Here is a 21,649-nt window from a genome sequence, read left to right on the forward strand (position 1 = left end):
GATGCCTCTACGTGACCGGATCTTGTCAGCCCCCGGCGGACAGGCCCCGTCAGGGGTTGCCGCCCCCCGCCCCGCATGGGGGAGGATGGCACCATCCGTACGAAGGGAAATACACGGTGAGCATCGACCCGTCCTCGATTCCGAACTTCGGGGGCCAGCCCGAGCCGCAGTCCGGCGGCCCCGCGGGCCCCGTGGTCCCGGATCAGGACCTCGTGAAGCAGCTCCTTGATCAGATGGAGCTGAAGTACGTCGTCGACGACGAGGGTGACCTCGCGGCGCCGTGGGAGGAGTTCCGTACCTACTTCATGTTCCGCGGCGAGGGCGACCAGCAGGTCTTCTCGGTGCGGACGTTCTACGACCGGCCGCACCAGCTCGACGAGAAGCACGCGCTCCTCGAGTCGATCGACGACTGGAACCGTCGCACCCTGTGGCCCAAGGTCTACAGCCACACTCACGACGACGGCACCGTCCGCCTGATCGGTGAGGCGCAGATGCTGATCGGCACCGGCGTCAGCCTGGAGCACTTCGTGTCCTCCACGGTCAGCTGGGTGCGCGCCGCCATCGAGTTCGACAAGTGGCTCGTCGAGCAGCTCGGCCTGGAGCAGGAGATCAACGAGGCGGAGAAGCCCGAGGACGGCGACGAAGCCGAAGACGAGTAGGCCCGTCCCCGCAGCGGCGCTCATCACGGCGCGCACCGGCCTCTGGGACAGGTCCTAGAGCGGGGTGTGCGCGATGACGACCAGATACGCGCCGTAGGCGAACGAGAGCCCGGCCAGGGCACCGACCACCAGGGTCGCGTGCCAGGGGCGGGCTCTCGCCGTTCGCACCAGCGCGCGGGCCAGCGGCAGCAGCAGCGGGAACGCCGGCAGCAGGAAGCGCGGCTTCGACTCGAAGAACCCCGAGCCGCCCAGCGCGATCAGCAGCAGGACGCCGCTGTAGACGAGCAGCGGCAGGGGCGCCCGGTCCGCGATCAGCAGGGCGTACAGCAGGACGGCCGCGGCGACGATCACCATCGTCATGGGGAACACGAACCGGTCCCCGTGGAGCAGCAGGTGCTTGACGAAATGGAGCGACCCCGTGCCGAGGTCGAAGCGCGAGCCCCACAGCCGCTGCACCTGGAAGTAGCCGCCGAGCCAGTCGCCCTCGTGGTGTCCCACCCACAGCACGTAGCCGACCCAGCCGATCGGCGCGAGCGCCGCGCCCGTCCACAGCCTGTGGGAAACTTTTCCGCGGCTCCGCCAGATCTCGTGCGCCGCCGCCGCGAGGACCGCCGCGGCCACCGTGAAGCCGTTCGGCCTGGCCAGCCCCGCGAGCGCGGCCAGTGAGCCCGCCCACAGCCAGCGCCGGTCGAGCACCGCGTACAGCGACCAGGCGGCGAACGCGGTCAGCACCGGCTCGGTGTACGCCATCGTCAGCACCACCGAGTGCGGCAGCAGGCCCCACAGCAGCACCAGCGCGGTACCGACCGCGCGGCCGTGCAGGCGGGCCCCGATCGCGTACACCCCGCACACGGCGGCCGCCGCCGCGATCCAGGCGACCAGCAGGCCCGCCGAGCCCCCGGTCAGCGGGGTCAGCGTGGTGACGGCCCGGACGAGGGCCGGGTAGAGCGGGAAGAACGCGAGGTCGCTGTGGACGACCGTGGGGTGGAAGTGGAGCGTCCGCCCGTAACCGTGCGCGGCGATCCCCAGATACCAGGCCGAGTCCCAGGACCGCGCGAGCAGGGCGACCGGGTGGTTGCCGGTGGCCCAGGCGGTCCCGGCGAGCACGAGGAGGCCGGCCAGGCGCGCGGCTGCGAACAGTCCGAGCGCCGTGACCGCGGCGTACGGCAGGTTGCGCGCGGCGCGGGAGGGGCGGACGGCACGGTCGCCGGGCTCCGTGAGAGCGGGGCGAGCGAGGGTACTCGGGTGGGTCACACCCCGAACTGTGCGTTCCCTACGGGGTATTTGCGAGCTTTGATCGTCCGTGCGGGTTCCGTTCCGGGGTCCTCGGCGCGCCGCCCGCGTGTGGGGTGCCGCCGGTGCTAAGCGTGCCCCGCACAGCGGGTCCCCTTCCCCCTCCCGGACCCGTCCCAGCTCGTCCCCGGCCCGGCCCAGCTCGCGCGCGGTCCGGTCGCTGGCCTTTGCTCCGGGCCGGACCCCCGGTTCGGCCGCCCGGGCACCGGCCTTCGCCCGGGCCGGACGTCCGGTTCGGCCACCGGGCCGCAGGTCGCCCGGCCACCGGCCTTTGCCCGGGCTGGACGTCCGGTTCGGCCACCAGGCCACCCGGGCCACCCTGGCCGCCCGGCCACTGGGCCGCTGGGCCGTCTGGACATCGCCGCCGTCTGGCCGCAGGGACGGCGCGGCCAGCAGACCGTCCCGGTCTGCTCTTAAGCGCCCTCCTGGTGGCGGGGCCTGGATCCTCCGCTGAGCGCATGGGCGAACCGTCTTCCCCTTGGCCACCGGGCCACCGGGCCACCGGGCCGCCCGGCCACCGGGCCACCGGGGCCACCTGGGCGACCCGGGCCACCGGGCCGCTGGGCCGCCTGGACATCAAGCCGCCTGGCCGCACTGAGAGCACGGTCAGCGGACCGCCCACAGCGGGGGTTCAGGATGCGAGGCGCTGCAGGCGGCTGGTGGCCTCGGCGAGAACGTCGTCCTTCTTGCAGAACGCGAAGCGGACGAAGGGCGCGCCCTGCTCGCGGTGGTCGTAGAAGACGGCGTTCGGGATGGCCACGACCCCGGCGCGCTCGGGCAGGGCGCGGCAGAACGCGAAGCCGTCCGTCTCGCCGAGCGGGCGGATGTCGGTGGTGATGAAGTACGTGCCCTGCGGCCGGAAGACCGTGAAGCCCGCCTCGGCGAGGCCCGACGCCAGCAGGTCCCGCTTGCGCAGCATGTCCGCGCGGAAGGTCTCGAAGTACGCGTCCGGCAGCGCGAGGGCCTCGGCGACGGCGTACTGGAAGGGCCCCGACGCCACGTACGTCAGGAACTGCTTCGCCGACCGTACGGCGCCGACCAGGGCCGGCGGCGCGGTCACCCAGCCCACCTTCCAGCCGGTGAACGAGAACGTCTTGCCCGCGCTGCCGATGGTGACCGTCCGCTCGCGCATCCCCGGCAGGCCGGCCAGCGGTACGTGCTCGGCGTCGTCGAAGACGAGGTGTTCGTAGACCTCGTCCGTCACCACGAGCAGATCCCGCTCGACGGCGATCCGCGCGATCTCCGTCAGCTCCGCCCGGGTGAGGACGGTACCGGTCGGATTGTGCGGGGTGTTGATCAGCAGCAGCCGGGTCCGCTCGGTGACCGCGTCGCGCAGCTCGTCGAGGTCGAGCCGGAAGCGCCGGTGGTCGACCCCGTCGTGGGCGCCCTCGTCGGGGCGCAGCGTCACGGGCACGCGTGTCCCGCCCGCCATGGCGATGGAGGCCGCGTACGAGTCGTAGTACGGCTCCAGGGCGATCACCTCGTCGCCGGGCTCCAGGAGCGCGAGCAGCGAGGCCGCGATGGCCTCGGTGGCGCCCGCCGTCACCAGGACCTCGGTGTCGGGGTCGTACGACAGGCCGTAGTGGCGTTTTTGATGCGAGGCGATCGCGGTGCGCAGCTCGGGGACGCCCGGACCCGGCGGGTACTGGTTCCCGCGGCCGTCCCGCAGCGCGCGGACGGCCGCCTCCCGGATCTCCTCGGGGCCGTCCGTGTCGGGGAAGCCCTGTCCGAGGTTGATCGAGCCGGTGCTCAACGCGAGGGCGGACATCTCGGCGAAGATCGTCGTCCCGAACTCGGCCAGCCGGCGGTTCAGAAAGGGGCGCGCACTGGAGGTCATGCCGGTCATCCTGCGCCCAAGTTCGGGAGTTCCTCAACTCACCTTCGCCGGTGGGCACCTGCGCCGACAGCCGGGACACCGCTTCTGAGCAGGGGAGAGCTTTCGCCGACTGTCGTCAACTGTCGGACGCCGGTCACCCTCGGTCGGCCCGGCCCCGCGTCGGCCGACGCGGCCGGGGCGATGACGGCTCCGGCGGTCAGGACGGCGGCGGCTGTGGCGAACAGTGCGGATTTGCGAATAGCTTTCAAGGTCAACCCCGTTTTGTGTTCGTAGCGTTGGAGTCTCTGGAGCGATGGCCGACCCCAACTCGCCCTTGGTCCAGGGGCGGTCGAGGTCAGTAGTCGAATTACGTCATGTCCGCCGACGCACCGTCTCAAGATCCTCATTCCGTCATGGATGTCACTCGGGAGCAGGGAACCGATACAGGCCTCGCGGCCTCGGCCGGAGGCCGACCATGAATGCGGCCCAGTGATGCGCACCGGGCCCCTGATCCGCACTTCTGTGCAGGTCATGGGGCATCCCCACATTTGGATGCTCAGGAGTTCCTCAACTCTGCTTTGGGCCGCGGAGCGTGAGGGCATCCCCCAGTCACGCAGGACCGGAATCGAGAAGCACGGCCCACGGGGGGCCGCTTCGGGGGAACGGAAGGAGGGTGACGCCATGATCATCGGCATCATCCTGGGGGTCATTGTGCTGGTTGTGGTCATGAGGGCCGTCGGTGGAGTCAGGAGGGGATGGCGCCGCTCCCGGGGCAGCGGCGGTGGCGGCAGCCGTAGTTGGTGGGCCGGCGGTGCGGACGGCGCCACGTCCTGTGGTTCGTCCGGCGGCCACCACGGGGGGCACGGGGGTCACTCCTGCGGGGGTCACTCGTCGTGCGGAGGCTCGTCCTGCGGAGGCGGGTCCTCCTGCGGTGGGGGCGGATGCGGCGGAGGCAGCTGACACGGGGCAGCTGAGCTCCCTGCGGAAACGCATCCGGCGCACGGACGTGCCCGTCGGCCGACGACTGCCGACGGGCACGTCCGTGCGCCGGGCGCACGCCATTGTTGAACAGTTGAGCTGTGGAGCCCTCGGGGGGATGGAAACCCCACGAAGTTGGGTAAAAACGCTGTGGCGGAACCACAGTTCATGATTCCCTCTAAACCACCAAAGCAGCCCTGGTAAATCACCAAGCAGCCCTGGGCCGACAGGCCTCGGAAGTCCATCGGATGGTCCTATCGGACGCGTCCTTCGGATGCCCTTCCGGCCGGGCTGACCGGGCCGTTCCCCCGGTGTTGACCGGGTGCGCCGGAACCCCACCTCACCTTTGCGTGCTAGCGGAGCCGACCCATGCTCACGACCCTGAAAACCTCGTACACCGACACGCGCGCGGCCGATCTCGCCTGGACCCTGGGCCGCGAACCGCTGCCGGCCCTCGCCACCCTCGACCTCGAACTTGCCGGGGCGAAACTTCAGTTGAGACTGCTCGGCGCGTCCCACCAGGTACTCCTGGAGGAGGAGCGGGGCAGTTGCTCGGAGACCGTCGCGTGCATCGCCGGCAGCAGCACACCCCTGCCGCTCGGCGTCGCGAAGCGGTTCGACGACTGGGAGTACGAGTTCGCGGCCCGCGTCGAGATCCTGTCCCCCGGCTCCTTCGCGGGCCGCGCCCAGGAGTTGCTGGCGCTGGTCTCCGACCACCCCCAGGGTCTCGCCGGCGTCTTCCCCGGCAGCCCGCACGCGTTCACCGCGATGCTCGCCCAGCGCCACGAGGGCCAGGTCCATTGGCGTACGTGGCACGCGTACCCGCAGGACGGCCAGTTGGTCGCGACGCGTACGCGGGTCGGCGTACGGACGGACGCCTTCAGCGCGTCCGGCGTCTGAGGGCCGGGTCGCGCGCGACCCGACCGTCGACGTGTCCGGTTGTTCCACATGCCGTTGTTCCAGGTCCCGTGTTCCACGTCCGGTGTTCCGTGTTCCGCGTCCGGTGTTCCACGTGCCGCTTTTCGAACCCTGCTCCCCGTGTCCCGTATCCGGCGGCGGCGGGGGGCGGGCGCGTGGCGGGACGCGGTAGGTGCGGATGTGGGGTTCGCGCGCGGTGTGCCGGGAAGATGCCCAGGTCAACTCCGTGCACCATGAAGAGCAATAGTTTCCACACGTGTGGGTGACGAGACGTAGTGGCGGCGTGACGTAGCGTTCACGACGTGATCGAACCGCACGCGCCAGCTCCCCCCGGCGCGCCGCCGCCCTGGGGCGTCCAGGGCCAGGCGCGGCTGCCCGTCCGTCCGGGCATCGGCCGGTTCCTCGTCCTGGCGGGAGTGTTCGTCTGCGCGGCATGCGGACTCGTGTACGAACTCGAACTCGTCGCCCTCGCCTCGTACTTGATCGGTGACTCGGTCACCCAGGCATCCGTCGTGCTCTCCGTCATGGTCTTCGCCATGGGCGTCGGCTCCCTCGCCGCGAAGCGGCTGCGCCCCTGCGCCGCGGCCGGCTTCGGCGCCGTCGAGGCGGCGCTCGCCCTGGTCGGCGGATGCAGCGCGATGGCCCTGTACGCGGTGTTCGCCTGGACGGGCGCATGGGGCGGCCTGTGGGCGGACGGGCCCCGCTGTCTGCTGGTGGCCTTCTCGCTCACCATCGGTCTGCTCATCGGCGCCGAAGTCCCCCTCCTCATGGAGCTGATACAACGCATCCGCCGCCAGGACCCGGGCGGCGCGGTCGCGGACCTGTTCGCGGCGGACTACGTGGGCGCCCTCGTCGGAGGCCTCGCCTTCCCGTTCCTGCTGCTGCCCCTGCTCGGCCAGCTGACGGGCGCGCTGCTGACCGGAACGGTGAACGCGGTCGCCGGCGGCGCCCTCGTACTCGGCCTGTTCCGAAGGGACTTGACCCGCCGCGCGCGCTGGACCCTGGTCGTCGCCAACCTCGTCGTCCTCGGTCTGCTCGCCTCGGCCGCGGTGCTGGTCGGCGACTTCGAACGGGCCGCACGGCACGCGCTGTACGGGGCGGACGTGCGTGTCGCGCTCCGCACCGGTGTCCAGGAGGCCGTCCTCACCGGCGGCACCCGCGGCCGTCCGCTCCACCTCTTCCTCGACGGCCGCCTGCGGTTCAGCGGCCGTGACGAGCACCGCTACCACGAGGCGCTCGTCCACCCCGCGATGAACGGACCGCACGCCCGCGTGCTCATCCTCGGCGGCGGTGACGGACTCGCCGCCCACGAAGTACTGCGCCACTCCGGGGTGCGCCACATCGACATCGTCGAACCCGATGCGGACGTGGTCCGGCTGGCGCGCCACGACACCGCGCTGTCCGCCCTCAACCACCATGTGTACGACGACCCACGGGTGCACGAGGTGACGGCGGACGCCTTCGGCCGGCTGCGCGGCGCCCGGTCGACGTACGACGTCGTCATCTCGGACCTGCCCGATCCGGGCATCACGGCGAGCACCAAGCTGTACTCGCAGGAGTTCTACGGCCTCGCGCGCCGCGTGCTCGCCCCCGGCGGGCGTCTCGTGGTCCACGCGGGCCCGCTGGCCGACCGGCACCGGGCTTTCTGGACGGTCGACGCGACGATCCGTGCGGCCGGGCTGTTCACCAGGCCCTACCGTGTCGGCGGCCGGGACTCCGGCTTCGCGGCGGGTCCCGACCGTATCGCCGGCGGCTCCGCGGGCGCTGCGGGCGATACGGGCGCGGCGGGCTCCGCGGGCGACTGGGGTTTCATCCTGGCCTCCCGTACACCCGCACCCCTGAGGCTGGACTCCTCCTGCCCGCGGCTGCGCACCCTCACCCAGGCGGCCCTGACGGCGGACGCGCGCGCCGCCTCCCGAAGCCGCTTCCTGCGCCCCCTCCCGCCCTCCACGCTGGTGCATCCGCGGTACACCGACTGAGGTCCGGGTGCGGGAATCCCGGGATACGCGGGTGCGGTCCGGGTGGTGCTGGGTAGGCTCGGCTGACATGGAGCATGAGGTGTTCGTTCCGTTTCCGGCCGGGCGGCTGAGGGAGGCGCTGGCCGATCCCGTCCGGGTCGCCCGTGCGATCCCGGGTCTCCAGCAGGACGCGTCGGCCGTCTCCGACAGCGCGGCGGACGCGGACTCGCCGCCCGTCTCCGGGACCGAGCCGCCCGTCTCCGGGACCGGACAGGGCGCCGCGGAGATGTCCTCCCGGGCTCGGCGCGAGCGGGACGCGGGGGCCGCGCGCGTCGCCGGGCGCCTGAAGGTCCGCGTCGCCGGTCACACGATCACCTATCGCGGCGCGTTCCGGGTCACCGCCCAGGAGGACGGCTCGTACGCCGTCGAGGGCGACGCCACGGAGGTACGCGGCGGAGGCGCCGTGAAACTTGCGCTGACCCTGCGGCTCCTCCCCGCCGACGGCGGTACCACCCTCGCGTTCGGCGGCACGGCCTCCGGCGACGGCCGCGTGGCCGAACTCCCGCACGACGCGGTGTCCTCGGCGGGACAGCGCCTGCTGACCCGCTTCGGAGAAACCCTGACAGCAGACCTCACGACACGGGCCGACTCCGTGTCCCGAGCCGAGGCCGGACCCGAGTCCGGACCCGGGGCCGGACCCGGGACCGAACCCGAGGCCGGACCCGGGACCGAACCCGAGGCCGCGTCCGAGACTGAACCTGCAGCCGGAGCTGAGCCCGAGGCCGGAGCCGAAACTGAGACCGGAACCGGAACCGGAACCGGAGCCGAAACCGAAACCGAGACCGGAACCGGAACCGAGACCGAAGCCGAAGCCGAGAAGGAACCCGGACCGGGACCCGAACCCGAGATCGAAGCTGAACCGGAAGTCGGTGCTGGTGCTGGTGCTGGTGCCGGGGTCGAGGCGTCCTCTCTCTACGAGGCGGACGTGCCGCCCTCTTCGCTCGACCCGTTGGCCGAGGACGACGAGTTCGACGGCGAGGACTTCGTGGCGGAGGCCGGGGAGCCGGGGCGTGCGGACCCCATGGCCGAGGCGGCGCATGCGCGGCGGACGATGATCGGTCGCAGCGCGGAGGAAGTGGACCACGCTCCTCCGAGGGGCCGCTACGCCCCCGTCCCGCCCCCGGAGGCCACCGCCGCCCGCGCCACCCTCCGCTGGGCGGCCCCCGCCGCGGCCCTGGCGCTGGCCTCGGCGATCGTCGTGACCCGGGCGCTGCGCAGGCGCCGTTGAGGGAGCGGTGAGGGCGGGAAACCACAGGGCGCTCCGGCCCCAGTAGGGTCGACCCCGTGAGTAACGAAGACATCACGCTGACCGCGGGTGACGCGGAGGTGACCGTGGCGCCGGGGAACGGCGGACGGGTCGGGAGTCTGCGGGTCGGCGGCGTCGAACTGCTGCGGCAGGGCGCGAAGTTCGGGTGCTTCCCGATGGTCCCGTGGTGCGGGCGCATCCGCGACGGCCGGTTCCTCGACGGCGCCGCCGTCCGGCAGATGCCGCTCAACTCCCCGCCGCACGCCATCCACGGCACCGCCCGCGACGGCTCCTGGACCACGGCCCGCGTCACCACGGACGGCGCCGTGATCACGTACGGCCTGGTGGACCCCTGGCCGCACCCCGCTCGCGTCACCCAGGCCTTCACCCTCACCGAGGACGACCTGACGATCACCATGTCCGTGGAGACGTACGGGGACTCGTTCCCGGCCCAGGTCGGCTGGCACCCCTGGTTCAACAGGAACCTGGGGGACGGCGGCGAGGACGTCCGCGTCGACTTCCGGCCCGCGTGGCAGGAGGAGCGGGGCGAGGACCATCTGCCCACCGGCCGCCGCGTCGACCCGAAGCCCGGCCCCTGGGACGACTGCTTCGGAATGCCGGAGGGCGTCGACGTCACGCTCACCTGGCCGGGGCGGCTGGAGCTCAAGGTCGGCAGCCGCGAGCAGTGGGTCGTCGTCTACGACGAGCAGGAGGCGGCCGTGTGTGTGGAGCCGCAGACCGGTCCGCCGAACGGGCTCAACACCCACCCCCGGCTGGTCACACCCATCGACCCCCTCGAAGCCACCACCACCTGGAGCTGGCGGCGGCTCTAAGCTGGCGTCCATGAGTGACGTACGCGGCGAGCTGCTGCAGCAGATCAAGGACAAGGCCGTGGTGCACGGCAAGGTGACCCTCTCCTCGGGTCTTGAGGCCGACTACTACGTGGACCTGCGCCGGATCACGCTGGACGGCGAGGCGGCCCCGCTCGTCGGGCAGGTCCTCCTCGACCTCACCGCCGGCCTGGACTTCGACGCGGTCGGCGGGCTGACCATGGGCGCCGACCCGGTCGCCGGGGCGATGCTGCACGCCGCCGCCGCGAACGGGCGCAGGCTGGACGCCTTCGTCGTCCGCAAGGCCGCCAAGGCGCACGGCCTGCAGCGCCGTGTCGAGGGTCCCGAGATCAAGGGCCGGCGCGTCCTCGTGGTCGAGGACACCTCGACGACGGGCGGCTCCCCGCTGGAGGCCGTCCAGGCCGTCCGGGAGGCCGGAGCCGAGGTCGTCGGCGTCGCCACGATCGTCGACCGTGCGACCGGTGCCGCCGAGAAGATCGAGGCCGGCGCCGGGGTTCCGTACCTCTTCGCCTTCTCCAAGGGCGAGTTGGGCCTCGACTGACGAAAGCTCCCGCGGGGCCCCGCCGACGGCCGGGTCCCGCATGTCGGATGGGGGTCTGGAGCATCCGGCGATGTCTGGAAAGATGGGGCCGACGATGACGTCGCCCCCCTAGGTCAGGGCCATAAGCACCAGTCCCGTCGTACCGCAGCAGCAGTACGCAGACCCGCACATACAAGGAGCGGACAGATGCCCATCGCAACCCCCGAGGTCTACAACGAGATGCTCGACCGGGCGAAGGCAGGCAAGTTCGCCTACCCGGCCATCAACGTGACCTCGTCCCAGACCCTGCACGCTGCGCTGCGCGGCTTCGCGGAGGCGGAGAGCGACGGCATCATCCAGATCTCCACCGGTGGTGCGGAGTTCCTGGGCGGTCAGCACAAGAAGGACATGGTGACGGGCGCCGTCGCGCTCGCGGAGTTCGCGCACATCGTCGCCGCCAAGTACGACATCACGGTCGCGCTGCACACGGACCACTGCCCGAAGGACAAGCTGGACGGCTACGTCCGTCCGCTGCTCGACATCTCCGCCGAGCGCGTCGCCCGCGGTGAGAACCCGCTGTTCCAGTCCCACATGTGGGACGGCTCCGCCGAGACCCTCGCCGACAACCTGGCCATCGGCCAGGAGCTGCTCGCCAAGGCCGTCGCCGCGAAGATCATCCTCGAGGTCGAGATCACCCCGACCGGTGGCGAGGAGGACGGCGTCAGCCACGAGATCAACGACGAGCTGTACACGACCGTCGACGACGCCCTGCGCACCGCCCAGGCCCTCGGCCTGGGCGAGAAGGGCCGCTACCTGCTCGCCGCGTCGTTCGGCAACGTGCACGGTGTGTACAAGCCGGGCAACGTCGTCCTGCGCCCCGAGCTCCTCAAGGACCTCCAGGAGGGTGTCGCCGCCAAGTACGGCAAGGCGAGCCCGTTCGACTTCGTCTTCCACGGCGGCTCCGGCTCCACCGCCGAGGAGATCGCCACCGCGCTGGAGAACGGCGTCGTGAAGATGAACCTCGACACCGACACCCAGTACGCCTTCACCCGTCCTGTCGTGGACCACATGTTCCGCAACTACGACGGTGTGCTGAAGGTCGACGGCGAGGTCGGCACCAAGTCGAAGTACGACCCGCGCACCTGGGGCAAGCTCGCCGAGGCCGGCATGGCCCAGCGTGTGACCGAGGCCTGCGCCGCCCTGCGTTCCACGGGCACCCGGCTCAAGTAGTCACCCGGTGGTCCGCCGGTAGGCCCCTGGTAGTCCACCGGTGGCCCTTCGTGGTGGTCCTTAGGTAGTCATCCCTGCGGAAGGGCCCGGCACCCGCCACGGTGCCGGGCCCTTCCGTATGCTCCGAGGTATGGCTGTGCCTGCGAGGGACGCATCGGACGTGTCGGACGGCAGACCCGCGGTACGGATCGCCTCCCCGACGGGGAAGTGGATCCTGCTGACCACCGTCCTCGGCTCCAGCATGGCCCTGCTGGACTCGACCGTCGTCAATGTCGCTCTGCCGACCATCGGCCGTGACCTGGACGCGAGCCTCGCCGCCCTCCAGTGGACCGTGAACGGCTACATGCTGTCGCTGGCCGGACTGATCCTGCTCGGCGGCTCGCTCGGGGACCGTTTCGGGCGCCGGAAGGTCTTCGTCATCGGCGTGGTGTGGTTCGCGGCCGCCTCGCTGCTGTGCGGGCTCGCGCCCAACGTGGGCGTGCTCGTCGCCGCGCGTGTCCTCCAGGGCGTCGGCGGGGCGCTGCTCACCCCCGGCTCGCTGGCGATCATCCAGGCCTCCTTCCACCCGGACGACCGGGCCCGTGCCATCGGCCTGTGGTCGGGCTTCGGGGGTGTCGGGGCCGCCGTCGGGCCGTTCCTGGGCGGCTGGCTGGTGGACGGGCCCGGCTGGCGCTGGGTCTTCCTGCTGAACATCCCCGTCGCGCTGGTGTGCGCCCCGATCGCCCTGCTGCACGTTCCGGAGTCGACCGGCGGAACCTCCCGATCGACCGGAGCCGAGAGCGGGGAAGGCAAGCCGCACCGCGGCTTCGACGTCCTCGGCGCCGTCCTCGGCGCGCTCTCCCTCGCCCTGGTGACGTACGCGCTGATCGAGGCCACGAGCGGTTCCCTGCTCGTGTGGCTGGCGGCCGTCGGAGGCGTGGTGGCGGGGGTGGCCTTCGTGTACGTCGAGCGGCGGCGGCCCGATCCGATGATACCGCTGGACATCTTCGCCTCGCGCCAGTTCACGGCCGTCAACCTGGTGACCCTGTGCGTCTACGCGGCCTTCGGAGGCTTCTTCTTCCTGACCGCGCTCCAGCTCCAGGTCGTGGCGGGCTACTCCGCGCTCCAGGCCGGTACGGCGCTGCTGCCGACCACGGTCCTGATGCTGCTCTTCTCCGCCCGCTCCGGCGAACTCTCCCAGCGCATCGGCCCGCGCATCCCGCTGACGGTCGGACCGCTGCTGTGCGCGGCGGGCATGCTGCTGATGCTGCGGGTGGGCGTGGACGCGTCGTACGTGGCCGACGTACTGCCCGCGCTGCTGGTGATGGGGCTCGGCATGGTCACCCTGGTCGCGCCGCTGACCGCCACCGTCCTGGCCTCCGTGGACACCGGGCGAGCGGGCCTGGCCAGCGGGATCAACAACGCGGCGGCCCGGGTGGCCGGGCTCCTCGCCGTGGCCGCGCTGCCGCTGCTCACCGGGATGGGAGAGGAGGCGTACCGCTCGGCGGACGCCTTCGACGCCGCCTTCCGCCGGGCGATGCCGCTGTGCGCCGGTGTGCTGGTGGTCGGCGCGGTGCTGGCCTACACGACCGTACGCCGCCCGCCGCCCGGCTGCCTCCGCCCCGAGTGCCACACCCACGGCTCGCTGACGGCACCCCCGCTGGAACCGGAGCGATCCCGGGGCGTCCTCGGGACCCCGGGCTCCCCCGGCTCCCCAGGCTCTTCGGGTTCTACGCCTTCCAGCGCTGATCCAGCTTCGTGATCGTGCCGGAGGCGTCGGTCCGGTAGGCGAAGTACATCCGGCTCGCACGGGCCGAGGCCTCGGCCTTGGCGAGGAAGGCGCGGACATCGATCGGCTTGTTCACGTTGGTGTCGTAGAACGGCTCGTTCACGGAGAGCTGTGCCGTCGCGGAGAGCCGTGTCTCGTGCCGCGGGCCGATCGCGTGCCATACGGGGGCGTCGGGCCGCGGGCAGGTCCAGGAGCCCTCCTGGACCTTGATGTACGAGCCGTCCTTCGCGACGCGCGTGCCGGGCAGCAGCGTGACGTCGACGCCGGACCAGCCCTTGCAGAGGGGACCGTCGGAGGAGGCCGCGGCGGTGGCCGTCGGCTCGGCGCCGGCGGTCGGGGCCGCGGTCGCGGCGGAGGCGGTGGCCGGTGCGGAGGGGGTGGCCGGTGTGGAGGAGGTACCGGCGGCGGTGTCGTCCCCCGGTCCGCAGGCGGTCGTGGTCGTGGCGAGCAGAACGGCGGCGGCGAGGGCGCCCAGGGCGCCACCTCTGCGGATCCGGGCAGCGGTCGGTACCGCCATGATGATTCCCCCGTTGGCGTGAACACGTTCGACAGATGCTGATCGAAGTGTGACCGCGGAACGGATCGTTCCCTGAGCGCCGTGGGCAACCGTTACCGATCACGGACAATGCAGCAGACTGGAACCCATGACGATTCACGAGAACCTTCTCGGGGGACCGCCCCCGACCCATCTCCCGGACGACCCGGAGCCGCGCGAGCTCCTCGCGAACGGCACGGCCCCCGCCGATGTCGCCGCCAAGTACCCCACCTCCTCGCTCGCCTGGGCGCAGCTCGCCGACGACGCGTTCGAGCGCGGCGGTGTCGTCGAGTCGTACGCCTACGCCCGTACGGGATACCACCGCGGCCTGGACGCCCTGCGCCGGAGCGGCTGGAAGGGACACGGACCGGTGCCCTGGGAGCACGAGCCGAACCGCGGTTTCCTGCGCGCCCTGCACGCCCTCGCCCGCGCCGCCCAGGCGATCGGCGAGCAGGAGGAGTACGAGCGCTGCAGCCAGTTCCTGAAGGACTCCTCGCCGACGGCGGCCCAGACCCTGGGCTAGTCCCCGGACCGGTTTCCGGGGACGCCGGGCCTGTTCCGGGCGGGTTCCTTCGGGGCACCGTGATGCGGGTCCGCCTGGTGTGACCAGGCGGACCTTGCGGTTTCGGGGGACGATTGTGGAGGATGCCCGGTGGGGACCGGGGCCCCCGTGTCGGTAACGGCAGGGGCGGACCGCTACCCGGAGCACATTGCAGGAGACAGCGATGTCCCACCAGGCTCAGCCCACGCCGGCTCAGGAGCCCGAGACTCCGCATCTCGACTTCCAGGGCACGACGCCGTACGAGGACTACGTACAGGCCGACGTGCTCACCCACCTCCAGCACACCCTCTCCGACGACCCCGGAGAGATGGTCTTCCTGGTGACGACCCAGGTCATGGAGCTGTGGTTCACGGTCATCGTCCACGAGTGGGAGACGGCGGCCAAGGCACTGCGCGCCGACGACGTCCCCGTCGCGGTGGCCGCGCTGAAGCGGTCCGTACGGGAGCTGGAGGCGCTGAACGCGTCCTGGCGTCCGCTCGGACAGCTCACCCCCGCGCAGTTCAACTCCTACCGTTCGGCCCTCGGCGAGGGTTCCGGTTTCCAGTCGGCGATGTACCGGCGCATGGAGTTCCTGCTCGGCGAGAAGTCCGCCTCCATGCTCGTCCCACACCGGGGCGCGGCGCGGGTGTACGCCGAGCTGGAGAAGGCGCTGCACGAGCCGAGCCTGTACGACGAGGTGCTGCGGCTGCTCGCGCGGCGCGGGCACGCGATCCCGGCCGCCGTGCTGGAGCGTGACGTGTCGCAGCGCTACGAACCCGTCCCCGAGGTCGAGGCCGCGTGGACGGCCCTGTACGCCGGTGACGACACCGACGAGCTCGCGCGGCTCGGCGAGGCGCTGACCGACGTCGCCGAGCTGGTGTGGCGCTGGCGCAACGACCACCTCGTCGCCACGCGGCGGGCGATGGGCTCGAAGACCGGCACGGGCGGCTCCGCCGGAGTGGCCTGGCTGGAGAAGCGCGCGCAGAAGAACGTGTTCCCCGAGCTGTGGACGGCGAGGTCCTATGTCTGAGCGAGACTCTGTGTCCGCGCAGGCCGCGCGGGCGGCGGAACTGGACGCGGCCGACGAACTCGCCGGGCTGCGCAAGCAGTTCGTGCTCGACGACGTGGTGTACCTGGACGGGAACTCGCTCGGCGCGCTGCCGGTCGGGGTCCCGGGCAGGGTCGAGGACGTCGTCCGCAGGCAGTGGGGCGAACTCCGCATCCGCTCCTGGGAGGAGAGCGGGTGGTGGACCGCGCCCGAGCGGATCGGCGACCGGATCGCCCCGCTGGTCGGCGCGGCGGCCGGACAGATCGTGGTCGGCGACTCGACCAGTGTGAACGTCTTCAAGGCGCTGGTGGGCGCGGTACGGCTGGCGGGCGAAGGGCGCGACGAGATCCTCGTCGACGCGACGACGTTCCCGACGGACGGGTACATCGCGCAGTCCGCGGCCCGTATGACGGGCTGCGAGCTGCGTCCGGTCGATCCGGACGAGGTGCCCTCGGTACTCGGCTCCCGCACGGCGGCGGTGCTGCTCAACCACGTCGACTACCGCACGGGCCGGCGCTTCGACCTCCCGTCCCTGACGTCCGCGATCCGTGCGGCGGGTGCCGTATCGGTGTGGGACCTGTGCCATTCCGCGGGCGCCCTGCCGGTCGGGCTGGACGAGCACGGGGTGGACCTGGCGGTCGGCTGCACCTACAAGTACCTGAACGGCGGCCCGGGTTCGCCCGCGTACCTCTACGTCCGCGCCGGCCTCCAGGACCGCTTCGACTCCCCGCTCCCCGGCTGGAACTCGCACGCGGACCCCTTCGGCATGAGCCCGTCGTACGCACCCGCGCCGGGCGCGTTGCGCGGGCGGGTCGGCACGCCGGACATCCTGTCGATGCTGGCCCTGGAAGCGGCGCTGGAGGTGTGGGACGGCGTGTCGATCGACAGCGTCCGCGCCAAGTCGCTCGCCCTCACCGACTTCTTCCTGGAGTGCGTCTCCGCGTACGTCCCCGAGGGGCGCGTCGAGTCCGTGACTCCCTCCGCCCACGCGGAGCGGGGCAGCCAGGTGGCCCTGCGCTGCGCGGACGCGGGCGCTGTGATGAAGCGCCTGATCGACAACGGCGTCGTGGGCGACTTCCGTCACCCGGACATCCTCCGCTTCGGCTTCACCCCCCTGTACGTCGGCTTCGCCGACACGGAGAGGGCAGCACGGGTACTGGCGGAGACGTTGAGCTAACAGGAGCCGGACCCCCCGGCTTCGAGGGCGGGGCGGGGCGGAGCGGGGTTCAGCCCCTCCGGCGTTTGCGGAGCGGGGTTTGCGGAGCGGGGTCTGGGGCGGGTCCCAGGCACGATGGGGGTCCCCTCTGGTCGAGCGAAGCGGACCCCTTGGGGGAGGGCAGGGGCGGAGGGGCGAAACCCCTCTGGCCCCGCCGCCCGGTGCCGTCGGGTCTCCGGTCTTGCCCGGCACAGCCTGGGCGTCTTGGCGCTCCGGGCGACGGGGATTCCTTGGTGCGGGCCCCCGGCCGGAGACGTCACTCGGCGGAGACGAACACCCCGGCCCCCGCGGCGGCCACCGCCGCGGACGCCGCCCGCTCCGCATCGGCGACACCCGGCACCACGCCAGTCGCGAGCAGCCCGAAAAACAACGGCGCCGAAACGGCCCGCACGACCGCCACCACATCCGTCCCCGCCGGCAACTCTCCCCGGGCAACCCCCTGTTCCACACAGGGCACCCACTCGGCGACCCGTACCTCGCAGAACCTCCGCAACGCCTCGGCCGCCTGCGCGTCGCACGCCCCCGCGGCGATCACCGCCCGGAACAGCGCCCCCTTCCGAGGATCGGCGAGCGTCCGCCGTACGAGCTCGGCATGGGCCCGCAGATCCCCGAGCACGCTCCCCGTGTCCACCCGCGGAAGCGGCCGCCCGGCCATGTCGCCGAGCAGATCGGCGACCAGCCCCGCCACCGACCCCCAGCGCCGGTACACCGTCGTCTTGCCCACCCCGGCCCGTCGGGCGACATCGGCCGGATCGAGCCGCGCGAACCCCTCCTCGGCGAGCACATCCCCGGCGGCCCGCAGTACGGCCGCACGGACGCGCGCCGTACGCCCCCCGGGACGCACGGTGCCGGGCTCGGCGAATCCGGCGGATCCGGCCGACTCGACGGGCTCGACCGGGTCGACCTGGTCGGTGGGGTCGGCGGACATGACGGTCTCCTTCGTCGGGCATTCGTCGAACACGCTCCGGAGCGGCGCGACGCCACCCGCCAACGTAACGAAACAGTAGAACCGTTTACCCCTCACCGAGCGTGACAACCCGTTGTCGGCGCACGTCACCGGCCTGATACCGTCCCCGCCAACGGCCGAATTGTTCCCTGGTCCGCCAAATCCGTTTCACCGCTGAGAGGTTGGAGCATGCAGGACGACGCCGAATCCCGGGACGGCGGCGACGCCGCGGCAGAGCACCGCGCGGGCGCACAGCACGACGGTGCGCAGCGGGACGGTGCCGAGCGCGACGCCGCCATCGCGCGCGGCGCCGCCGAAGAGGCGTCCGCCTTCTCGCACCCGGCCGTGGACCCCGACGTCACCCTGGCGTACGGCGACCACCCCGACCAGGTGATCGACTTCTACGCCCCGCGCGACCCGGACCCGGAGGTCCCCACCCCTCTGGTGGTCGTACTGCACGGCGGCGCCTGGCGTGCCCCGTACGACCGCCGCCACATCACCCCGTTCGCCGACTTCCTGACCCGCCGCGGATTCGGCGTGGCGAACGTCGAGTACCGCCGCGGCGCGGCGACGCCCCCCGCGCCGGCCGGTCCCGCGATCCCCGCGCAGGGCGGCCCCGCCGTCTCCGGCGCGGACGGCCTGGCTTCTTCCGGGGCCGACGGATCCGGCGACCGAGGCGACGGCGGAGCCCAGGGCGGCAGCGGCGGCGATACCGGTGCCGGGGCTCCGGTCGCCGGCCGGTGGCCCGACACCTTCGACGACGTGGCGGCCGCGCTCGACGCACTGCCCGCACTCGTACGCGAGGCAATTCCGCAGGCCGACCCCCGGCGCATCGTGATCACCGGCCACTCGGCGGGCGGTCACCTGGCCCTGTGGGCCGCGGCCCGGCACCTCCTGCCCGCCGACGCGCCCTGGCACCTCGACCGTCCCGCGCCACTGCGCGGAGTCGTCGCCCTCGCCCCGATCGCGGACTTCCAGGTCGCGGAGAAGCTCGCGGTCTGCGGCGGGGCGTCCCGCCAACTCCTGGGCGGAGAAGCAACGTTCGCGGAACGCCTGCCGTACGCCGACCCCGTGCGGCTGCTCCCCACCGGTATCGCCACCACGCTCGTCCAGGGCCGTACCGACGTCGTCGTTCCGCAGGCGGTCGCCGAGTCGTACACGGACGCGGCCGCCAAGGCGGGCGAGGTGGTCGGTCTGACGCTCCTGGAGGGCGTCGGCCACTTCCCCCTGATCGACCCGGCCGCCGACGCCTGTGCCGTGGTGGCGGAGGAGATCGCCCAGCTGGCCTGGTAGCCGGGCAGCTCGGTCGATATCCGAGAAAAGAGCCCAACTCCCCTGATAAGCAGGGGAGTTGGCCGAGAGTTGGCCGCCCTCTTGCCTCTCTCTCCCGAACCCCGGTCATACCCGTAGTACCTGAGAGCTACCTCCAGGATGGGGTCCGCAGCGGGACGCGGATGACAGGTGACGATCCGTAATTTCCCTTCCAGCGACGCCCGATGAGCGGGCGGACGGGGAGGGACGGACACCATGAATTCCCGGGCGAAGCCGATCTTCAGGAGGAGAGCGGACGTCTTCGCGGACCCGCCACGGGACAGGCGGAGCGCACCACCCGCGGCGACCAAAGCTCCGCGCCCTCGCGCCGAGGTTCGGCACCCTTGTGCCGAGGCTCCGTGTCCTGGCGCCGAGGTTCCGCGCCCTCGTTCCGAAGGCCCTGGGCCTCGTTCCGAAGGCCCGTGGTCTCGCGCCGAAGTTCCGTGCCCTTGTGCCGAGGCTCCGTGTCCTGGCGCCGAAGTCCCGCGCCCTCGCCCCGAAGTCCCGCGCCTCCGTGCTGGAGGCGGGGTCGCCCGTCGGCTGCGCCGGACGCTGCTCGCCGCGCTCGTCACGGCCGCGGTCGTCGTCCCCCTGTCCGCCGCCGCCCGCCCGGAGATTCCCGCGCCGGCACCCGCGGTCCTCGCACCGCTGACGGCGGCGACCCTGGAGAAGGCGTACGAGGCGAACCGGGCCGACGCGGCGGAGGCGGCCCGGATGGCCGCGGACCACGGGGACCGCACCCGGGCCGCCGACGACCGAGCGATGGCCGCCCCCTCCCGCCATTTCCTCTCCTTCGACGGCAGGGGGCCCGGCCGGGCCGTCGAGGTCTTCGGCGACCTCGCCCACGCCGACCGCGTGGCCGTCCTGGTCCCGGGCTCGGACACCTCGCTGGAGACGTACGACCGTTTCCGCGCCGGCGCCGTCGCCCTGCACGACCGACTCGGCCCGCGCGGCGCCGTCCTCGCCTGGCTCGGCTACGAGACGCCGGGCACCGTGAGCGCCACCGTCCTGACGACGGACCGAGCGGAGCAGGCGGCCCACCTCCTGCGGACGTTCGTGCGCCAACTGCGCGGCGTCGTCGGCCGGTCGGCGCACCTGTCCCTGCTGTGCCATTCGTACGGCACGGTGGTCTGCGGCCGCGCGGCCCAGGGCCTGGACGTGAGCGACATCGTGGTCGTCGGCAGTCCGGGTACCGGAGCGTCCTCCGCCGCCGCGCTGCGCACCTCCGCCCGTGTCTGGGCCGCCCGCGGCTCCGCCGACTGGATCGCGCACGTCCCGCACGCGAGCGTCGGCCTCTTCGGTACGACCGTCGGCTTCGGCCCCGACCCGGTGTCCCCGTCCTTCGGCGCCCAGGTCTTCCGGGCGGGCGTCGGCGGCCACAGCGACTACTTCGCACCGGGTTCGGTGTCCCTGGCCAACCTCGCCCGCATCGTCCTCGGCGACACCTCGGAGGTGACCCGTGCGTGACCTGACCGGCACGACCGCGCTGACCGGCGTACGGACCGCGATCCACCGCATCGACCGCGCCACCCCCGTCGAGCGGGACCGCGCCGTCGACGCCCTGCGCGCCCTCGCGATCCTGGGCGTCGTCCTGGGCCACTGGCTGGTGACCGCGCTGGTCGCGGACGGCGGCGCGCTGCACACGGCGAGCCCGTTGCAGCACATGCCCTGGCTGACCCCGATCTCCTGGGTCTTCCAGACGCTCGCCGTGTTCTTCCTGGTGGGCGGCCATGTGGCGACGAAGAGCTACGCGTCGGCGCAGGCGCGCGGCACGACGTACGGGCAGTGGCTGCGCGCCCGGATGGGCCGTCTTCTGAGGCCTGTGGCGGCGGTGCTGGCGCTCTGGGCGGTGGCGACGGCCTGCCTGCTCGCGTCCGGCGCGGACTTCGGCACGGCGCACACACTGGTGAAGCTGGCGCTGTCCCCGCTCTGGTTCCTGGTCGTCTTCGCCGGACTGACCGCGGCGACACCGCTGGTGACCCGCCTCAACCCGCTGTGGCCGCTGGCCGTCGTTCTCCATGTGGACGTCATTCGTTTCGGCTTCGGCGGCCCGGCGTGGCTCGGCTGGGTGAACCTCGCGGCGGGCTGGCTGGTGCCGTACGCCCTGGGCGCCGCCTGGACACGCGGCGAACTGGAACGGCGGCGCGCGGGCTGGGTGTTGTTCGGCGGCGGCGCGGTGGCGACGGCCGCGCTGGTGACGTGGGCCGGTTATCCGGCGTCCATGGTCGGCATACCGGGGGCCGCCGTCTCCAACCTCAACCCGCCGACGCTGGCCGCGGTCACCTTCGGCCTGGCCCAGTGCGGACTCGCCCTGCTGCTGCGCGACCCGCTGCGGCGGGGGATGCGGCGCCCCGCGGTCTGGGCGGGCACGGCCTTCGCCAACCTCTCCGCGATGACGATATTCCTCTGGCACCAGACGTCCCTGATGGCGGTGACCGCCCTCGGCCTCCTCGCGGGTCGGCTTCCTGGCCTGCACACCACCCCCGACTCCCTGATCTGGGTGGCCGCGAGGGTCGCCTGGCTGCCCGTCTTCGTCTGCGCCCTCGCCCTGTGCTGGTGCGCCTTCAGCGTGCACGAGCGGGGACCCCGTCGCCCCACCGGCCGCCCGTCCCGGGTCGTCCGTGTCCACCGAGTCCACCGCGGCCACGGCCCGGCCACACCCGGGGCGGCGCCTCGTGCCTAGGCTTGACGACGTGACCAGCGAGGAGCACCGGCCCCCGAACAACGAGCCCGCCACGCTCCCTGACGTCCCCTC

At 72.4% G+C, this 21,649-nt stretch carries 18 protein-coding genes; 14 read left to right on the top strand and 4 right to left on the bottom strand.

Annotation, left to right across the window (positions count from 1 at the left end):
• Positions 1 to 116 precede the first annotated feature (116 nt).
• Positions 117 to 659 (top strand): YbjN domain-containing protein, encoded by a 543-nt coding sequence (locus tag ACZ4N5_RS02080; protein WP_467755205.1) that lies wholly within the window; start codon positions 117 to 119, stop codon positions 657 to 659.
• A 54-nt stretch (positions 660 to 713) separates the two neighbouring features.
• Here ACZ4N5_RS02080 and ACZ4N5_RS02085 read toward each other — a convergent pair whose 3' ends face one another.
• Together ACZ4N5_RS02085 and ACZ4N5_RS02090 are read right to left on the bottom strand one after the other, a co-directional pair.
• On the bottom strand, positions 714 to 1,913 hold the full coding sequence (locus ACZ4N5_RS02085) for a hypothetical protein (protein ID WP_467755206.1): 1,200 nt from the start codon (positions 1,911 to 1,913) through the stop codon (positions 714 to 716).
• A gap of 670 nt (positions 1,914 to 2,583) precedes the next feature.
• Positions 2,584 to 3,798 carry a pyridoxal phosphate-dependent aminotransferase gene (locus tag ACZ4N5_RS02090; RefSeq protein WP_467755207.1) on the bottom strand — a complete coding sequence of 405 codons (1,215 nt, stop codon included), beginning with the start codon at positions 3,796 to 3,798 and terminating at the stop codon, positions 2,584 to 2,586.
• A 1,317-nt stretch (positions 3,799 to 5,115) separates the two neighbouring features.
• Between ACZ4N5_RS02090 and ACZ4N5_RS02095 the strand changes: the two genes are divergently transcribed.
• The 7 genes from ACZ4N5_RS02095 (at position 5,116) to ACZ4N5_RS02125 (ending at position 13,270) form a co-directional block, all read left to right on the top strand.
• Complete coding sequence (locus ACZ4N5_RS02095) at positions 5,116 to 5,646, top strand: DUF2617 family protein (RefSeq protein WP_467755208.1); 531 nt, start codon at positions 5,116 to 5,118, stop codon at positions 5,644 to 5,646.
• Positions 5,647 to 5,966: 320 nt separating this feature from the next.
• Positions 5,967 to 7,643, top strand: a complete 1,677-nt coding sequence (locus ACZ4N5_RS02100) for a polyamine aminopropyltransferase (protein WP_467755209.1) — start codon at positions 5,967 to 5,969, stop codon at positions 7,641 to 7,643.
• Positions 7,644 to 7,710: 67 nt separating this feature from the next.
• On the top strand, positions 7,711 to 8,910 hold the full coding sequence (locus ACZ4N5_RS02105; RefSeq protein WP_467755210.1) for an SRPBCC family protein: 1,200 nt from the start codon (positions 7,711 to 7,713) through the stop codon (positions 8,908 to 8,910).
• Between the two features lie 56 nt (positions 8,911 to 8,966).
• On the top strand, positions 8,967 to 9,761 hold the full coding sequence (locus ACZ4N5_RS02110) for an aldose epimerase family protein (RefSeq protein ID WP_467755211.1): 795 nt from the start codon (positions 8,967 to 8,969) through the stop codon (positions 9,759 to 9,761).
• A 10-nt stretch (positions 9,762 to 9,771) separates the two neighbouring features.
• On the top strand, positions 9,772 to 10,320 hold the full coding sequence (gene pyrE / locus ACZ4N5_RS02115; protein ID WP_467755212.1) for an orotate phosphoribosyltransferase: 549 nt from the start codon (positions 9,772 to 9,774) through the stop codon (positions 10,318 to 10,320).
• Positions 10,321 to 10,506: 186 nt separating this feature from the next.
• On the top strand, positions 10,507 to 11,529 hold the full coding sequence (gene fbaA / locus ACZ4N5_RS02120) for a class II fructose-bisphosphate aldolase (RefSeq protein WP_467755213.1): 1,023 nt from the start codon (positions 10,507 to 10,509) through the stop codon (positions 11,527 to 11,529).
• Between the two features lie 130 nt (positions 11,530 to 11,659).
• A complete protein-coding gene (locus ACZ4N5_RS02125) occupies positions 11,660 to 13,270 on the top strand; it encodes an MFS transporter (RefSeq protein ID WP_467755214.1) in 1,611 nt (536 codons plus the stop codon).
• Here ACZ4N5_RS02125 and ACZ4N5_RS02130 read toward each other — a convergent pair.
• Positions 13,239 to 13,814 (bottom strand): hypothetical protein, encoded by a 576-nt coding sequence (locus tag ACZ4N5_RS02130; protein ID WP_467755215.1) that lies wholly within the window; start codon positions 13,812 to 13,814, stop codon positions 13,239 to 13,241. The two genes, ACZ4N5_RS02125 and ACZ4N5_RS02130, sit on opposite strands and share 32 nt — an antisense overlap.
• Positions 13,815 to 13,941: 127 nt before the next feature.
• Between ACZ4N5_RS02130 and ACZ4N5_RS02135 the strand changes: the two genes are divergently transcribed.
• The 3 genes from ACZ4N5_RS02135 to kynU all read left to right on the top strand — a co-directional run bounded on the left by ACZ4N5_RS02135 (position 13,942) and on the right by kynU (position 16,598).
• Entirely contained in the window at positions 13,942 to 14,355 is a 414-nt protein-coding gene (locus tag ACZ4N5_RS02135) for a DUF3151 domain-containing protein (RefSeq protein ID WP_356465547.1), read from the top strand.
• Between the two features lie 202 nt (positions 14,356 to 14,557).
• Positions 14,558 to 15,403 (top strand): tryptophan 2,3-dioxygenase family protein, encoded by an 846-nt coding sequence (locus ACZ4N5_RS02140; RefSeq protein WP_467755216.1) that lies wholly within the window; start codon positions 14,558 to 14,560, stop codon positions 15,401 to 15,403.
• Entirely contained in the window at positions 15,396 to 16,598 is a 1,203-nt protein-coding gene (gene kynU, locus ACZ4N5_RS02145; RefSeq protein WP_467755217.1) for a kynureninase, read from the top strand. The genes ACZ4N5_RS02140 and kynU overlap by 8 nt, the downstream gene beginning before the upstream one ends.
• Before the next feature lie 295 nt (positions 16,599 to 16,893).
• Here the strand turns inward: kynU and ACZ4N5_RS02150 are convergent, their stop codons facing one another.
• The gene (locus ACZ4N5_RS02150) at positions 16,894 to 17,565 is read right to left on the bottom strand and encodes a TetR/AcrR family transcriptional regulator (RefSeq protein WP_467755218.1); all 672 of its coding nucleotides are present in this window, start codon (positions 17,563 to 17,565) and stop codon (positions 16,894 to 16,896) included.
• A gap of 207 nt (positions 17,566 to 17,772) precedes the next feature.
• Between ACZ4N5_RS02150 and ACZ4N5_RS02155 the strand changes: the two genes are divergently transcribed.
• The 3 genes from ACZ4N5_RS02155 (at position 17,773) to ACZ4N5_RS02165 (ending at position 21,577) form a co-directional block, all read left to right on the top strand.
• Positions 17,773 to 18,876, top strand: coding sequence for an alpha/beta hydrolase (locus ACZ4N5_RS02155; protein WP_467755219.1), 1,104 nt, complete (start codon positions 17,773 to 17,775; stop codon positions 18,874 to 18,876).
• Positions 18,877 to 19,434: 558 nt separating this feature from the next.
• Complete coding sequence (locus ACZ4N5_RS02160; protein ID WP_467755390.1) at positions 19,435 to 20,361, top strand: alpha/beta hydrolase; 927 nt, start codon at positions 19,435 to 19,437, stop codon at positions 20,359 to 20,361.
• Positions 20,354 to 21,577, top strand: a complete 1,224-nt coding sequence (locus tag ACZ4N5_RS02165) for an acyltransferase family protein (protein ID WP_467755220.1) — start codon at positions 20,354 to 20,356, stop codon at positions 21,575 to 21,577. The genes ACZ4N5_RS02160 and ACZ4N5_RS02165 overlap by 8 nt, the downstream gene beginning before the upstream one ends.
• Positions 21,578 to 21,649: the final 72 nt, after the last annotated feature.

This window comes from Streptomyces sp. NPDC026500, assembly GCF_055567635.1.

What these genes read in the sequence shown, in the direction of transcription:
- ACZ4N5_RS02090 (WP_467755207.1), bottom strand. Translation starts at nt 3,798, where the DNA reads ATGACCGGCATGACCTCCAGTGCGCGCCCCTTTCTGAACCGCCGGCTG.
- ACZ4N5_RS02095 (WP_467755208.1), top strand. Translation starts at nt 5,116, where the DNA reads ATGCTCACGACCCTGAAAACCTCGTACACCGACACGCGCGCGGCCGAT.
- ACZ4N5_RS02105 (WP_467755210.1), top strand. Translation starts at nt 7,711, where the DNA reads ATGGAGCATGAGGTGTTCGTTCCGTTTCCGGCCGGGCGGCTGAGGGAG.
- pyrE (WP_467755212.1), top strand. Translation starts at nt 9,772, where the DNA reads ATGAGTGACGTACGCGGCGAGCTGCTGCAGCAGATCAAGGACAAGGCC.
- fbaA (WP_467755213.1), top strand. Translation starts at nt 10,507, where the DNA reads ATGCCCATCGCAACCCCCGAGGTCTACAACGAGATGCTCGACCGGGCG.
- ACZ4N5_RS02125 (WP_467755214.1), top strand. Translation starts at nt 11,660, where the DNA reads ATGGCTGTGCCTGCGAGGGACGCATCGGACGTGTCGGACGGCAGACCC.
- ACZ4N5_RS02130 (WP_467755215.1), bottom strand. Translation starts at nt 13,814, where the DNA reads ATGGCGGTACCGACCGCTGCCCGGATCCGCAGAGGTGGCGCCCTGGGC.
- ACZ4N5_RS02135 (WP_356465547.1), top strand. Translation starts at nt 13,942, where the DNA reads ATGACGATTCACGAGAACCTTCTCGGGGGACCGCCCCCGACCCATCTC.
- ACZ4N5_RS02140 (WP_467755216.1), top strand. Translation starts at nt 14,558, where the DNA reads ATGTCCCACCAGGCTCAGCCCACGCCGGCTCAGGAGCCCGAGACTCCG.
- kynU (WP_467755217.1), top strand. Translation starts at nt 15,396, where the DNA reads ATGTCTGAGCGAGACTCTGTGTCCGCGCAGGCCGCGCGGGCGGCGGAA.
- ACZ4N5_RS02150 (WP_467755218.1), bottom strand. Translation starts at nt 17,565, where the DNA reads ATGTCCGCCGACCCCACCGACCAGGTCGACCCGGTCGAGCCCGTCGAG.
- ACZ4N5_RS02155 (WP_467755219.1), top strand. Translation starts at nt 17,773, where the DNA reads ATGCAGGACGACGCCGAATCCCGGGACGGCGGCGACGCCGCGGCAGAG.